Source organism: Pseudomonas sp. NPDC098740, from assembly GCF_044760065.1.
GTDB lineage: Bacteria > Pseudomonadota > Gammaproteobacteria > Pseudomonadales > Pseudomonadaceae > Aquipseudomonas > Aquipseudomonas rossensis.
The window spans coordinates 20382-34582 of the sequence record NZ_JBIWAM010000039.1 but is presented as its reverse complement, the minus strand read 5'-3'; the positions used below and the strand labels follow the sequence as shown (position 1 = coordinate 34582).

Sequence of the window (14201 nt, the reverse complement as noted above, 5' to 3'; positions counted from 1 at the left end):
CGCACGTGTGGCTATCCGCGCGAAAGTCGTTGCTGACATGCTTACCGTAGTCGGCATCGACCGTGTTCTCACGGTTGATCTGCATGCTGACCAAATCCAGGGTTTCTTCGATATTCCGGTAGATAACATCTACGGCTCCCCGGTACTGGTGGATGACATTGAAGATCAGCGCTTCGAAAACCTGATGATCGTGTCCCCGGACATTGGCGGCGTCGTGCGTGCACGTGCTGTTGCCAAATCCCTGGGCGTGGATCTCGGGATCATCGTCAATCGGCGTGAGAAAGGCTTTGACTCTGTAGTGATGCATATCATCGGTGATGTCGAAGGGCGTACCTGTATTCTGGTCGATGACATGGTCGATACCGCCGGCACTCTGTGCCACGCGGCCAAGGCCCTGAAAGAGCATGGCGCTGCCAAGGTTTTCGCCTACTGCACACACCCTGTGCTGTCCGGTCGGGCGATCGAAAACATCGAAAATTCCATGCTGGACGAACTGGTGGTGACTAACACCATCCCGTTGTCCGCTGCTGCTCAAGCCTGCTCGCGTATCCGTCAACTGGATATCGCGCCGGTAGTTGCCGAAGCGGTTCGCCGCATCAGCAACGAAGAATCGATCAGCGCGATGTTCCGTTAAGGGCCCTGCCCTTCTCGAATATCTCGTTGACGAAAAGCGCCCCGCCCCGGCATTCCTGTCGGGGCGGGGCTTTTTTGCCCATATCGCCTTTAGCGCTGGTCGCAAACGCTGGGGCGAATGTGGTTATTTTGGAGATACAACATGAACGATTTTACTCTGAATGCTGAAGTGCGTTCCGACCTGGGGAAAGGTGCGAGCCGCCGCCTGCGTCGTCTCGCAAGCCTGGTACCTGCTGTAGTTTACGGTGGCGAAAAAGCCCCTGAATCCATCAGCATGCTGGCTAAAGAAGTTGCCAAACTGCTCGAAAACGAAGCGGCTTACAGCCACATCATCGAGCTGAACGTTGGCGGTACCAAGCAAAACGTAATCATCAAAGCTCTGCAGCGTCACCCGGCCAAAGGCCACGTGATGCACGCTGACTTCGTACGCGTTGTAGCTGGCCAGAAACTGACCGCTATCGTGCCTGTACACTTTGTTGGTGAAGAAGCGCCGATCAAGAAAGGCGGCGAAGTTTCGCACGTTGTTGCTGAAATCGAAGTTTCGTGCCTGCCGAAAGACCTGCCTGAATTCATCGAAGTCGACCTGGCTAACGCCGAAATCGGTTCGATCATTCACCTGTCTGACCTCAAAGCCCCTAAAGGCGTTGAGTTTGTTGCTCTGGCACACGGTGATGACAAGGCTGTTGCCAACGTCCACGCTCCACGTGTTGCTCCAGAAGCTACCGAAGAAGGCGCAGCAGAGTAATTTCACTCTGTTCGCCGGAGTGACCGGAAACATCGCGGACTAGAGCGTAGCGAGAAAGCGGGCGAGAACGCGGAGTTTACATAATGGTAAATGAGCACTTGTCGTCCACTTTCGCCGCACACAACTGTCGCGGCGATGTTATCCACCACTCCAAGGAAGGGCCCCTATCGTGACTGCCATCAAACTGATCGTTGGCCTGGGAAATCCAGGCGCTGAATACGAACAGACCCGGCATAACGCAGGGGCCCTTTTTGTTGAGCGCATCGCGAACGCACAAGGCGTAAACCTTGTGGCGGATCGCAAATATTTCGGCCTGACCGGGCGCTACTCGCATCAGGATCAGGATGTTCGTCTGCTGATTCCCACCACCTACATGAACCGCAGCGGCCAAGCCGTCGCGGCACTTGCCGGCTTCTTCCGCATTACGCCTGAAGAAATTTTGGTAGCGCATGACGAACTCGACCTGCCACCGGGTGTAGCCAAGCTCAAACAGGGCGGCGGCCATGGCGGTCACAACGGGTTGCGCGACATCATCGCGCAACTGGGCAATCAGAATACCTTTCACCGCTTGCGGCTTGGCATTGGCCACCCGGGCGTTGCCAGTATGGTTTCAAATTTCGTCCTGGGTCGTGCGCCACGCGCCGAACAGGAAAAACTCGATGCCAGCATCGACTTTGCCCTCGGCGTGCTGCCGGATATCCTCGCCGGTGAATGGAACCGCGCGATGAAAAACCTGCACAGCCAGAAGGCCTGACTCTACTCCTCGGGGAAAACACCATGGGATTCAATTGCGGCATCGTCGGCCTGCCTAACGTCGGCAAGTCCACCCTGTTCAACGCCCTGACCAAATCCGGGATCGCGGCCGAGAACTTCCCCTTCTGCACCATCGAACCGAACACCGGTATCGTGCCGATGCCGGATTCGCGTCTGGAAGCCCTGGCGGCCATCGTCAATCCAAAGCGCGTCTTGCCGACCACCATGGAATTCGTCGACATCGCAGGCCTGGTAGCCGGCGCCTCGAAAGGTGAAGGCCTGGGCAACAAGTTCCTCGCCAACATCCGTGAAACCGATGCCATCGCGCACGTAGTCCGCTGCTTCGAAGACGAGAACGTGATTCACGTCTCCAACAGCGTCGACCCGAAACGCGACATCGAAATCATCGACCTGGAACTGATCTTTGCCGACCTCGACAGCTGCGAGAAGCAACTGCAGAAAGTCGCCCGAAACGCCAAGGGTGGCGACAAGGACGCCGTGGTCCAGAAAGGCCTGCTGGAGCAACTGATTGCTCACTTCACCCTCGGCAAGCCTGCTCGTACGCTGATGAAGACCATGGGCGCCGACGACAAAGCGGTGATTCGTGGCTTCCACCTGCTGACCACCAAGCCGGTCATGTACATCGCCAACGTTGCTGAAGACGGTTTCGAGAACAACCCGCTGCTGGACATCGTCAAAGCCATCGCCGAAGAAGAAGGCGCCATGGTGGTTCCGGTCTGCAACAAGATCGAAGCCGAAATCGCCGAGCTGGATGACGGCGAAGAGAAAGACATGTTCCTCGAAGCCCTGGGCCTTGAAGAACCTGGCCTGAACCGTGTAATTCGCGCCGGCTACGAAATGCTGCACCTGCAGACCTACTTCACCGCCGGTGTCGAAGAAGTCCGCGCCTGGACCGTCCGCGTGGGCGCTACCGCACCACAAGCCGCTGGCGTGATCCACACCGACTTCGAAAAAGGCTTCATCCGCGCCGAAGTCATCGCCTACGACGACTTCATCCAGTACAAGGGCGAAGCCGGCACCAAAGAAGCCGGTAAATGGCGCCTGGAAGGCAAGGACTACATCGTTAAAGACGGCGACGTGATGCACTTCCGTTTCAACGTGTAACTTTATTCACAACGAAGCACCCGCCCAAGAAAAAGCCGCGTTTGATACGCGGCTTTTTTGTGCCTGTAATAATCATCCACCAAACCAATGTGGGATTTGTGTGGGGGTCAGGCCTTTTTGGTTCTCGGCAGGAAGATCGCCAGCACACCGAACAACGGCAGGAACGAACACAGCAAGTACACGTATTCGATGCCGTGTATGTCCGCCAAATGCCCAAGCAACGCCGCGCCAATCCCGCCAAAGCCGAACATCAATCCGAAGAACACCCCGGCAATCATCCCGACATTGCCCGGCACCAGTTCCTGGGCATACACCACGATCGCCGAGAAAGCTGACGCCAGGATGAAGCCGATCACGACGCTGAGGATGCTGGTCCAGAACAGGTCCACATGAGGCAGGATCAGGGTGAACGGCGCTACGCCGAGGATCGAGAACCAGATCACCGCCTTACGCCCGACCTTGTCGCCGATCGGCCCACCGAAGAAGGTCCCCGCCGCTACCGCTCCGAGAAACAGGAACAGGTGCAACTGTGAACTGGCCACCGACAGGTCGAATTTCTCGATCAGGTAAAAGGTGAAGTAACTGGTGAAGCTGGCCATGTAGAAATACTTGGAGAACACCAGCAGCCCGAGTACCACCAGTGCACTGATCACGCGGTTCTTCGACAAGCCATGCGTCGCCGCCTGGCCTTGCTTGAGTTTGAATAGGCTCAAGTGATTGGCGTACCAGCGGCTGATCCGATAAAGCACGAACAGCGCAAACACCGCGAACAGTCCGAACCAGGCCACATGGCCCTGACCGAACGGAATGATGATCGCCGCAGCCAGCAACGGACCGAAGGCTGAGCCTGCATTGCCGCCGACCTGAAACGTCGACTGCGCCAAACCAAACCGCCCGCCAGACGCTAATCGCGCCACGCGAGAAGCTTCCGGGTGAAAGGTCGAGGAGCCGATACCGATCAGCCCTGCCGACAGCAGGATCAACGGAAAAGTTGCGACCAACGACATCATCAAAATACCGATCAATGTGCAAACCGTCCCGGCGGGTAGCAGCCAGGGTTTGGGGTGCCGATCGGTGTAGTAACCGACCCACGGCTGCAACAGCGAAGCCGTCAGCTGGAACGTCAAAGTGATCAAGCCAACCTGGGTGAAGGTCAGGCCATAGTTGGCCTTGAGCATCGGATAGATCGACGGCAGCACCGACTGGATCAAGTCGTTGATCAAATGCGCCAGCGCCACGGCGCCGATGATGCGCATGACCAAAGGGCTGCTTTGTGAAGTCGCGGATGCCGGCTGCGCGCCGGTCTGGACATTGCTGATAGCCATAAGAGTTTCCGTACAACAGATGGGTGCACACGGGCAGGTGCGTCAATGTGCCATTTTTCGGTGCAGCAGCGCCATCCCCTTAGCCTGCTAACGACCTCGGTTTTCATCGCTGAAAAGGTGATAGCGCAACGCCATGGTCTGAATCTTGCCTTGGTAATCCGCTTCAACGCGGCCCCTTACAAAGGGGACCGAGAATGGGAAGTTTCGCTACAGAGCCGGCCTACAGAGCTGGCGAGGGTGAACTTTCGAGGCCTTTTAAAAGGGCACAGGTCGCGACCGCAACGGTTGCGACGCACGCCAATGGCGCGTGGTGTCCAGAGGAGTCATGGGGCATGCAGGCTTTTTTATCACCGGGGATCGGGTTGCTGGGGCGTTTTGGCTTCGCACGCAAATTTCAGCTGTTGTTTCTGCTGTTTATCCTGCCGTTGACGGGCAGTCTGTGGATGATCGGTCAGGACTATCGCGACAAACTGAACCTGATCTCCGGCGAACGTGCCGGGGTTCGGCAACTGCTCGCCCTGGATGCTCTGGATAATCTGCTCGCCGCCCAGCGTGACCGCGCGGCTCGCTGGCGCGCCACGGAAACCAATCGTCAGCCGACACCCGCGACGATCGCGGCGATGGCTGCTTTCGATACGGTTCAGCCAGCCGTCGCCCAAGCCACCTCGGACCTCGGCAACGCACTTCAAACCGAAGGCGCCGAGGGCGAAACCCTGGCCCGTTATCAAGCCCTGCAAACCGCCCTCAACGGCCTGGACTCGAAAAGCCTGAGCGGCGTCGGTTGGTGGCCGGACGGTTACGATCGTTTCACCAATGCCTTGAGTGCCCTGCAAGCCTTGCGCGAACAGATCGCCATGGACAATCGCCTGACCCTCGCACCGTGGCTTGAAACCTATCTGCTGACGCAGATCTCCACGCAGCACGCGCCGGACCTGATTGAGCGAGTCGGTCGTCTCGCCAGCGTCGGCCAGGCGTCAGTGGTATCTGGCCAGTTCACCCTGCAAAGCCGTCTGCAACTGCGGGACTTGCGCAGCCGCATCGGTGACGCCCGGGAGCAGCTGGTCAAAACCGCAAGCCTGCTGGAAGCGCGGCTGCCCAGCGCGTTGCAAGCCTGGGCCGGGCAATACCATGACAGCCTCAAGCATCTGGACGCCGAGTTGAAAGTCCTTGATGACGGCGTGTTCGGCGGCAGCATCAAGCTCAAGCCGGAAGAATTTGAACGCAGCCTCGACGGCCTCCTCTCCGACCTCGCTTCGCTGCGTCAGCAGTCGTTAGTGTCGCTGGATCAGCGTCTGGACTATTACCACGGTTCCGCCATCCGCCAGTTCATCCTGGTAGCGACCATTTTTGGCTGCCTGCTGCTGGCCGCGCTGTACCTGTTCATCTGCTTGCAGGCCTCGATCCGTCGCAGCGCCAGCGGCATTACCCTGCTGGCCGAAGCCTTGCGCGACGGCAATCTGAGCCTGCAAGTACCGGTGCAAGGCCGCGACGAACTGGCCGCCATCAGCACCGCCCTCAATGTCGCGGTGGTGCAACTGCGTAATAGCCTGCTGGGGGTCGATCATGAAACCTTGCAGTTGAGCAACGCGGTGCGCACCCTCAACCATCACTCCAGCGGCGCCCTTGGGGAAGTCGAAGCTCAGCAGTTGCAGATCAGCCAGATCGCCGCGGCGGCCACGCAATTGGCGGCGACCTCTCAAGGGGTCGCCCAGAGTTGTGAGCAGGCCTCCGGCAGCGCTCAGCACACCCAGCGCATCGCCGCCGACAGCAGCCGTGACAGCCAGCGCACGACAGCGAGTATTCAGCAACTCAATCAGCGCTTGAACGACACCGCTGCAGCACTGGGCCGGGTCAGTGAACAAGGGCAGCAGATTCAGTTGGTGGTGGATACCATTCGCGGGGTTGCCGAGCAGACCAACCTGTTGGCACTTAACGCCGCCATCGAGGCCGCTCGCGCCGGCGAGCAAGGTCGTGGCTTTGCGGTGGTGGCCGATGAAGTGCGCAGCCTGTCGCAACGCACCCAGTCCTCCACCGCGCAGATTGCCGGCACTGTCGACAGCCTGCGCAGCACCGTAAACGAAGCGGTGAGCCTGATGGAAGCCGCTTGCGGCCAGGCTCAGTCCGACGCCCAAGCCGTCACTGGCCTCGGCGAACGCCTGGGGGAAATTGCCAGTGCCGTGCAGAGCGTTACCGACACCCTGGCGCAGATCGCCACAGCGGTCGACGAGCAAGCGACCACCGCCGACGAAGTCAGTGGCAACATCCAGCAAGTCGATCAGGCGGCGGTACGCTTGCTCGAAGGCGCGCGGGCGGTGAACCTGGCAGCGGACACCTTGAGCCAGGGCAGCAAGGCCTTGAGTGCCAATACCGGGAGATTTCAGCTCAGTTGATGCCCTCCCCTGGCCCGTTTTTTCGGGTCAGGCGGATAAGCGGTTGAAAGCGTAGAGAAATATTTTAGATTTACGCTTGACACATCTCTGTTACGAGCCAATAATGCGCGCCACTTGGCTACATAGCTCAGTTGGTTAGAGCATAGCATTCATAATGCTGGGGTCCGGGGTTCAAGTCCCTGTGTAGCCACCAAGTACTAAAAACGGCTTACCGAAAGGTAGGCCGTTTTTTTATGCCTCGATAAAAGTGCTCCCGGCCCACAGGGCGGTTAATGCCCGCTCTTTGCGGTTCTCTCCTACAGTTAATGCCAAAGCTTGAATGCAGAGAGACCACTGTATGCACTGGGGCGTGGACGAGATCATTCTGTTTTTCATCGTGGTCGCCATCTTCTGCATGGTGCTGGAACTCGCTTTTCGTCTCGGCCGTCATCACCGAACCCACAGCAGCGATTCGACCCGATCCCACCTCAGCGTTTTGCAAACCGCCCTCCTCGGTCTGCTCGCGTTGTTGCTGGGTTTCAACTTCGCCCTGGCCACCTCACGTTTCGAAGCGCGCAAAACACTGATTCAAGATGAAGTCACGGTGATCGGCTCAACCTATCTGCGGGCGAAGCTGCTGCCGTCTGATCTGCGCGGGAAGGTGTCGGCGCTGCTCAAGGATTACGTCTCGGCGCGGATTGAATTCATGCGCGCCGGCACGGACGAGAAACTGTTGAAGGCCGCCAGCGAATCGTCCCGGACGATCGAGGACCAGTTATGGAATCTGGCTGCCGCCGCCGAGGCCCAGGGCGAAGCGACAGCCGCCATGAACCTGGTGATCCAGTCGTTGACCGACGTCTACAACGTCAATGAAAAGCGCCGCGCCGAGCAGGACAATCATGTCCCGGCAACCGTCATCAATCTGCTGTTCGTCGTGGCCATCGGCGCGTTGGGCTTCATCGCTTACAGCTATGGCCTGGGCCACCGTCGACGGCACGGCTCGACCGCCATCTTCGCGATCCTGATTGCCATGGTCTTCACCATCACCCTCGACCTGGATCAGCCCCGCAGCGGCTTCATCCGCGTGGGCGAAGAAAGCATGCTGCGGTTGCAGGAAGATTTGAACCGCATGAGTTCGGGCAACGAGAGGCCACGTCCCCGTAACTCACGTCAGGAACGAATTGCCGGCAATGCTGACAACGCCCGTTCCCAAATCTGCCAGGTGCGCAGCCAGACCATCGCCTGCCAGTCGCTGTCGGCGGGATAGAACTGCTCAACCAGATTCAGTTTGATCCCGCGCCCCACGGCATCACTCGGATTGCCGTGCTGGTGCAGCCAGTGATCATCGCGCAGATGACGATGAACCTCGGCGCCGGGATACGTCCCGCACTCGATCACAAACGGCATCAACCGCACGTGCGGCAACGCATTGATCAACGCCTGCGAGGTGTAACCAGTGGCGGTGGCCGCAACGCCGGTTTCGCTCAGCGTGTCGGCGCCCGTGTGCAAGGTATAGAGCCAAGGACCATAAATGGCCTGCGCATCTGCAAGTGCTGGATACGCCGCTTCGGTAATGGTCAGCAACATTGGATGACCATACTCCCCGGCACCGGTGTGCAAGTCGAAACACATGGCCACTTCGGCATGGGAAACATGCTTTTGAATGATCTGATGCAACGTGCGGTTCGACCAGCTCGGTGCCAGTCCGCCGTAGAACAAACCATCGGGATGACGGTGCTGGCCGCCCTCGACAATCGACATCACCGCTGGCCAACCGTGTTCGCTGATCTGCGCCTCGAGCAAGGCATCGGCGCGATCACGCTCCGGGCCCTGCAACTGCGTGCAGGCATAGACTTCATGCAGCGCTGCGTAGGCCTGATTATCTGGCAATGCGTGGTCGAAGTTCAGGTGATTGCGGTTCAGGTCGATGTTGTCTTCGTTGACCCGACGCAGCCACGCAGTGCCCCACGGATTGATCAGGTGGATCATCACCACCGCGACATCGGCCGGCAGCGAACGCTTGCCCAACTCCTGCAACCACTTGATCTGACATCCCGAACCATAGAAGCCTTCGACGCCATGAGTGCCACTCAGCGCAATCAGCAAACGCTTGGCGCCCGGATCACCCAGCACGGCCACATCGGTGCTCAACGGCTCACCGAACGGCCCTTTGAGCGGATGCGGGTACTCGGTCAGCGTCGCACCGGCCGCGGTCGCGACGGCCAGGAATTTATCGCGCTGGGTGCGGTAACTTGGCTGGGTGGGGAACTCGGTCTGCATGTCTGCCTCTTGTTGATCTTCTGGCCAGTCTATTGCCCTCGACCCTACAGAAAATCCGTGGAGTCATGAAGGACAAAAGCATCATTGCTGTAGGCCTTGGTTTGCGTCACTTCCTTTCGGCCGATAAAGTCCCCTGATCTTTCCCACGGACGGAGTGCCCCCAACGTGTTCTCAGCCTTCCACTTGAGCCACTATCGCCTGTCAGCCATTTCGCTGATCGCCGCTGCTTTAACCCTCGCAGCCTGTAGCGCCCCGACCTCTTCGACGTTGCCTGTTGCGCCGGAAGTCGCGTCGGGTTATCGCGCCGATCTGCAGACCCAACACGCCTCGAAACACATGGCAGCCGCGGCCAATCCGCTGGCGGCCGAGGCCGGGCGGGAGATGTTGCGCCGGGGCGGTTCGGCAATCGATGCCGCGATTGCGATGCAAGCCGTGCTGACCCTGGTCGAGCCGCAATCCTCGGGCATTGGCGGTGGTGCGTTGATCGTGCTCTGGGATGGCAATGCGGTACGCACTTATGACGGTCGCGAAACCGCTCCTGCCGGCGCCACCGAGAAGCTTTTCCTGCAGGCCGACGGCAAACCGATGCCGTTCACCCAGGCGCAGATTGGCGGTCGTTCGGTGGGAACACCGGGCGTGTTGCGCGCGCTTGAGTTGGCCCATCAGAAACACGGTCATCTGCCGTGGGCGCAGCTGTTCGAACCGGCGATCAAACTCGCGGAGCAAGGTTTCGCCATCTCGCCACGCCTTCACCGGTTGATCGCCTCGGACTCGTCCATTCGACGCTCGCCGGACATGGCGGCCTACTTCCTGAATGCCGATGGCAGCCCGAAAGCCGCAGGCACGCAACTGAAAAACCCGGCACTGGCCGCGGTGTTCAAACGCATCGCCAAAGAAGGACCGGATGCGTTGTACAAAGGCCCCATCGCACAGGAGATCGTCGCCAAGGTTCAGGGCCACGCCAACCCCGGCAGCCTGTCGCTGAACGACCTCAACGGCTACAGCGCCAAGGAGCGCGCGCCGCTGTGCACCGACTACAAACGCTGGCAGGTCTGCGGCATGCCACCACCGTCGTCAGGCGGGATCGCCGTGGCGCAGATCCTCGGCACCTTGCAGGCCCTGGAAACCCGCGACCCGCGTTTTGCCCTGGCGCCGCTCAAACCGGTCAAGACAAACAAACCTGCGGGCGTCGAACCGGCGCCTGAAGCCGTGCACCTGATCTCCGAAGCCGAACGCTTGGCCTACGCCGACCGCGCGCTGTACGTGGCCGACGCAGATTTCGTGCCCGTCCCCGTCAAAGGTCTGGTGGACCCTGCGTATCTGGCCGACCGCGCGGCCCTGATCGGCGATCGCAGCATGGGCACGGCCAAACCCGGCACCCCGCCGGGCATTCAGGTCGCCTACGCACCGGACCGTTCGCCGCTACGCATCTCCACCTCGCAAGTGGTGGCGGTGGATGACGAAGGCGGCGCCGTGTCCATGACCACCACCGTGGAATCCGCGTTTGGCTCGCACCTGATGGTTCAGGGTTTCCTGCTGAACAACCAGATGACCGACTTCTCGTTCATCCCAGAAGAGAATGGCCAGAAGGTTGCCAACCGGGTCGAACCCGGCAAACGCCCACGCTCGTCCATGGCACCGACGCTGATCTTCGACCGCCAGAGCGGCGAATTCCTCGCCACCATCGGCTCCCCCGGCGGCTCGCAGATCATCGAATACGTCGCCAAATCCACCATCGGCCTGCTCGACTGGAACCTCGACCCACAAGCCGCCATCAGCCTGCCCAACTTTGGCAGCCGCAACGGCCCGACCGAACTGGAACAGGGGCAGTTCAGCCCGGCGCTGATTAAGGCGCTGAAAGACAAAGGGCACACCGTGAACGAGATCGACATGACCAGCGGGACCCAGGCGATTGTCCGGATCAAGGATCCGCAGGGGAAAACGTCGTTGGCGGGTGGGGCCGATCCGCGACGTGAGGGGGCGGCGTTGGGGGATTGAGTCCTACGTGGGAATGAGGAAGGGCTTACCGGGAGGTAGGCCCTTTTTTATAGGTAACAGATCCTGATCGGCTATCTCGCGTAGCCTTTTCCTACCCGCAAATGATTGTTTCTTGGATAGAGTTTGAAGCTCAGTCTTTCCCATCGCCGCGTCACCCCAGCTCATCAGATCAGCTGTCGGCAGTACTTGATTACAGAGGTCGAACTCGCTCCCCCGCACCTCGGATGCGCCTCCACAGACTTGCATAAGTCCCACCACGGGACTAGGATCGCTCCATGAGAATCATCGCTATCAGTCAGCTGAAAAGGTTTTGGGAGAAATACCCAGACTCGGAACAATCCTTTCTGGCCTGGATTGACGAGGCAAGAAATGCTGAGTGGAAAACGCCAATAGACATCAAGGCGCACTTTGCTACCGCCAGTATTCTCAAAAGCCGCAGAGTCGTGTTCAACATCAAGGGCAATGACTTTCGGTTGGTAGTCGCTGTGGCCTATCGCTTCGGCGCCGTATACATAAAATTTGTCGGCACTCATAAGCAGTACGACGCAATCGACGCCGATACCGTCGAGATGGAGTAACCCATGAACATTCGCCCCATTCACACCGACGAGGACTATCGTGCAGCCCTCAAGAACGTGTCAGCGCTGTTCGACAACGAACCAGAGCCAGGCACTCCTGAAGGTGATTACTTCGACATCATGATCACGCTTATCGAAGCTTATGAATCGAAGCAGTTTCCGGTGGACCTGCCCAATCCGATCGATGCGATCAAGTTTCGTATGGAGCAGTCTGGGCTAACTGCTGCTGACCTCGCACCCGCTATTGGCCGCACAAACCGAGTGTATGAAGTGCTCAATGGCAAACGTGCGTTGACGCTTCCGATGATCTGGAAACTTCACGATTTGTTCGGGATACCCGCGCAAAGCCTGATCAAGCCGATAAAGCAGGCTTGATCAGGTGTCAGTCGACTCCTGAAATCAGGCCGGCACACCCAAAATGATATGTGACGCCTTGATCACCGCCGTCGCACTCACGCCCGGCGCCAGGCCCAGTTCTGCCACAGCCTGGCGTGTCACGATCGAATAGACTTCGGTGCCGCCGTCGAGCTGGATGACGACTTCGGAGTTCACGGCGCCATCCATGACACTGGTGACCTTGCCTTCGAGGCAGTTGCGCGCCGACAGGCGAATGTCGCTGGACTAGCGAGAAATCTTCAGCGCCTGTCGAGCCTGATGCTTCTCCAGCGCCAGCTCGATCAAACGGCTGACCAGCTCGCTGTACGTCATACCGGTGGCCTGCCATAACTTGGGGTACATGCTGATGCGGGTGAAGCCGGGCAACGAGTTGATCTCATTGATCAGCACTTCGCCACTCTCGGTCAGGAACACGTCGACCCGCGCCAGCCCGGAACAACCCAACACCTGGAACGCCTCGACGGCCAGGGCACGAATGCGTTCGCTGGCCTCGATGCTTATGTTAGCGGGCACCACCACTTCAGCCGCTTGAGCATCGATGTACTTGCTGTCGTATGAATAAAACCCGCTGCGCACCACGATCTCGCCACAACCGCTGGCGATGGCGTCTTCGTTGCCGAGCACCGCGCATTCAATCTCGCGGCCGCTGACGGCGGACTCGACCAAGACTTTCTCATCAAAACCCAGGGCCAGCTCGACTGCTGCCGAGTACTCGGCTTCGTCATTCACCTTGCTGACGCCCACGGAAGATCCCTGATTTGCCGGTTTGACGAACAGTGGCAGGCCGAGTTTGCCTTGCACCTCGGCGAACCCGGTGCGCGCCGCGGTGGCGCGGGTCAGGGTGACGAACGGCGTGACCGCCAACCCGGCGTCACGCAGCAGGCGCTTGCTGATGTCCTTGTCCATGCAGACGGCCGAACCGAGCACGTCGGAGCCGACAAACGGCAGATCGGCCATGCGCAGCAAACCTTGCAGGCAACCGTCTTCGCCCAGGGTGCCGTGGACGATCGGGAAGATCACATCGACGTGCCCCAGCATTTCCTGACTGGAGGTTTCCACCAATTGTTGACTGACCTTGCCCGGCACGACGGCCAGTTCACGGTTGGACTGGTTAAGGGCAATCAGCGCCGGGTTTTCCTGGTTGAGCAGGAAGTTCGAAGGATCGTTCAGATGCCAGTGGCCTTGCTTGTCGATGCCGATCAGCACCGGCTCGAAGCGCGACCGATCCAATGCATCGACGATGTTTTTCGCCGATTGCAGCGACACTTCGTGTTCAGCCGAACGACCACCAAAAATAATGCCTACCCGCAGTTTGCTCATTCAGAACTCCTCAACGATTGGCCACCAGATGCGCGCCGAACAGCAGATAGCAACTGCCGGCGAAGCGATCCAGCCATTTACGCGAACGATCATAAGCACCCGCGACCCGACGGCTGGCGAACAGCAGCGCCACGCTGCAATACCAACTGAATGACAAGGTCGCCATGGTCAGCACGGCCAGCACCAGCAACATCGGTGGCGGTGAAGCTGGCATGGCCGTGGCGAAAATCGTTGCGACGAATAGCGCGGCCTTGGGATTGGTCATATTGCCCACAAAGCCCCGGCCATAAGCCGATAGCAGTGTGCGGCCGGCCCCATTCAGCGAGCCGCTATCGCCCGGCACACTCGGTGGTTTGCGCTTGAACTGCTTCAATCCCAGATAGATCAGGTAACAACCGCCGGCAATCTTGAAGCTCAGATAGAGCGTCGGCGCTGCGCTGAACAGCGACTTGATGCCCAAGCCACCCGCCAACCCCCAAAGCACCGTGCCCGTGGCCACGCCCAGTGCGGCGACGACACCGTGGCGCCGGGAGCAACTGGCAGCCAGTTGCGCGGTGTTGAAGAAGTTCGGCCCCGGCGTCACCACCGCAACCGTCCACAACAGCGCCAACGACAACAACGGAGCGGCGTAGCTCAGGTGGGATATTTCCATGATGTGGGGCGCCTTCGTGGCTTAAAA

The 14201-nt window shown here is 59.3% G+C and carries 13 protein-coding genes, 1 tRNA gene and 1 pseudogene; 10 read left to right on the top strand and 5 right to left on the bottom strand.

Going from position 1 to position 14201, the window contains the following annotated elements; genetic code table 11:
- From ACIQU2_RS28010 to ychF, 4 genes are all read left to right on the top strand, one after another.
- Nucleotides 1-634, top strand: a 634-nt coding sequence (locus ACIQU2_RS28010) for a ribose-phosphate diphosphokinase (protein WP_403145686.1), incomplete at its 5' end; no start/stop codon positions are given.
- A 141-nt stretch (nucleotides 635-775) separates the two neighbouring features.
- Nucleotides 776-1378: a 50S ribosomal protein L25/general stress protein Ctc gene (locus tag ACIQU2_RS28005; RefSeq protein WP_129445115.1), complete on the top strand. Its 603-nt coding sequence runs from the start codon at nucleotides 776-778 to the stop codon at nucleotides 1376-1378.
- Nucleotides 1379-1547: 169 nt separating this feature from the next.
- Nucleotides 1548-2132: an aminoacyl-tRNA hydrolase gene (pth, locus tag ACIQU2_RS28000; protein ID WP_403145684.1), complete on the top strand. Its 585-nt coding sequence runs from the start codon at nucleotides 1548-1550 to the stop codon at nucleotides 2130-2132.
- Between the two features lie 23 nt (nucleotides 2133-2155).
- On the top strand, nucleotides 2156-3256 hold the full coding sequence (gene ychF, locus ACIQU2_RS27995) for a redox-regulated ATPase YchF (RefSeq protein WP_403145681.1): 1101 nt from the start codon (nucleotides 2156-2158) through the stop codon (nucleotides 3254-3256).
- Nucleotides 3257-3363: 107 nt separating this feature from the next.
- On the opposite strand, the gene ACIQU2_RS27990 is transcribed toward ychF, so the two are convergent.
- Nucleotides 3364-4581 carry an MFS transporter gene (locus tag ACIQU2_RS27990; RefSeq protein WP_403145678.1) on the bottom strand — a complete coding sequence of 406 codons (1218 nt, stop codon included), beginning with the start codon at nucleotides 4579-4581 and terminating at the stop codon, nucleotides 3364-3366.
- A gap of 332 nt (nucleotides 4582-4913) precedes the next feature.
- Between ACIQU2_RS27990 and ACIQU2_RS27985 the strand changes: the two genes are divergently transcribed.
- From ACIQU2_RS27985 to ACIQU2_RS27975, 3 genes are all read left to right on the top strand, one after another.
- Nucleotides 4914-6971, top strand: a complete 2058-nt coding sequence (locus tag ACIQU2_RS27985) for a methyl-accepting chemotaxis protein (protein WP_403145675.1) — start codon at nucleotides 4914-4916, stop codon at nucleotides 6969-6971.
- A gap of 116 nt (nucleotides 6972-7087) precedes the next feature.
- Nucleotides 7088-7164: transfer RNA gene (locus tag ACIQU2_RS27980), tRNA-Met, on the top strand.
- Between the two features lie 144 nt (nucleotides 7165-7308).
- Nucleotides 7309-8217, top strand: a complete 909-nt coding sequence (locus tag ACIQU2_RS27975) for a hypothetical protein (protein WP_403145672.1) — start codon at nucleotides 7309-7311, stop codon at nucleotides 8215-8217.
- Here ACIQU2_RS27975 and ACIQU2_RS27970 read toward each other — a convergent pair.
- The gene (locus ACIQU2_RS27970) at nucleotides 8121-9230 is read right to left on the bottom strand and encodes a DUF2817 domain-containing protein (RefSeq protein ID WP_403145669.1); all 1110 of its coding nucleotides are present in this window, start codon (nucleotides 9228-9230) and stop codon (nucleotides 8121-8123) included. The two genes, ACIQU2_RS27975 and ACIQU2_RS27970, sit on opposite strands and share 97 nt — an antisense overlap.
- 165 nt (nucleotides 9231-9395) lie before the next feature.
- Here ACIQU2_RS27970 and ggt point away from each other — a divergent pair, with 165 nt between their 5' ends.
- The 3 genes from ggt to ACIQU2_RS27955 all read left to right on the top strand — a co-directional run bounded on the left by ggt (nucleotide 9396) and on the right by ACIQU2_RS27955 (nucleotide 12181).
- Nucleotides 9396-11228: a gamma-glutamyltransferase gene (ggt, locus tag ACIQU2_RS27965; protein ID WP_403145667.1), complete on the top strand. Its 1833-nt coding sequence runs from the start codon at nucleotides 9396-9398 to the stop codon at nucleotides 11226-11228.
- Between the two features lie 275 nt (nucleotides 11229-11503).
- Nucleotides 11504-11806 (top strand): type II toxin-antitoxin system HigB family toxin, encoded by a 303-nt coding sequence (locus ACIQU2_RS27960; RefSeq protein ID WP_347804066.1) that lies wholly within the window; start codon nucleotides 11504-11506, stop codon nucleotides 11804-11806.
- A 3-nt stretch (nucleotides 11807-11809) separates the two neighbouring features.
- Nucleotides 11810-12181: a helix-turn-helix domain-containing protein gene (locus ACIQU2_RS27955; protein WP_347804067.1), complete on the top strand. Its 372-nt coding sequence runs from the start codon at nucleotides 11810-11812 to the stop codon at nucleotides 12179-12181.
- Nucleotides 12182-12205: 24 nt separating this feature from the next.
- On the opposite strand, the pseudogene ACIQU2_RS27950 reads toward ACIQU2_RS27955, so the two are convergent.
- The 3 genes and pseudogenes from ACIQU2_RS27950 to ACIQU2_RS27940 all read right to left on the bottom strand — a co-directional run.
- Nucleotides 12206-12427, bottom strand: a pseudogene (locus ACIQU2_RS27950) (molybdopterin-binding protein); the annotation flags it as partial.
- The gene (ddlA, locus tag ACIQU2_RS27945; protein ID WP_403145663.1) at nucleotides 12428-13522 is read right to left on the bottom strand and encodes a D-alanine--D-alanine ligase; all 1095 of its coding nucleotides are present in this window, start codon (nucleotides 13520-13522) and stop codon (nucleotides 12428-12430) included. It lies immediately after the preceding pseudogene.
- 10 nt (nucleotides 13523-13532) lie between these two features.
- On the bottom strand, nucleotides 13533-14174 hold the full coding sequence (locus ACIQU2_RS27940; RefSeq protein ID WP_347804069.1) for a LysE family transporter: 642 nt from the start codon (nucleotides 14172-14174) through the stop codon (nucleotides 13533-13535).
- Nucleotides 14175-14201: the final 27 nt, after the last annotated feature.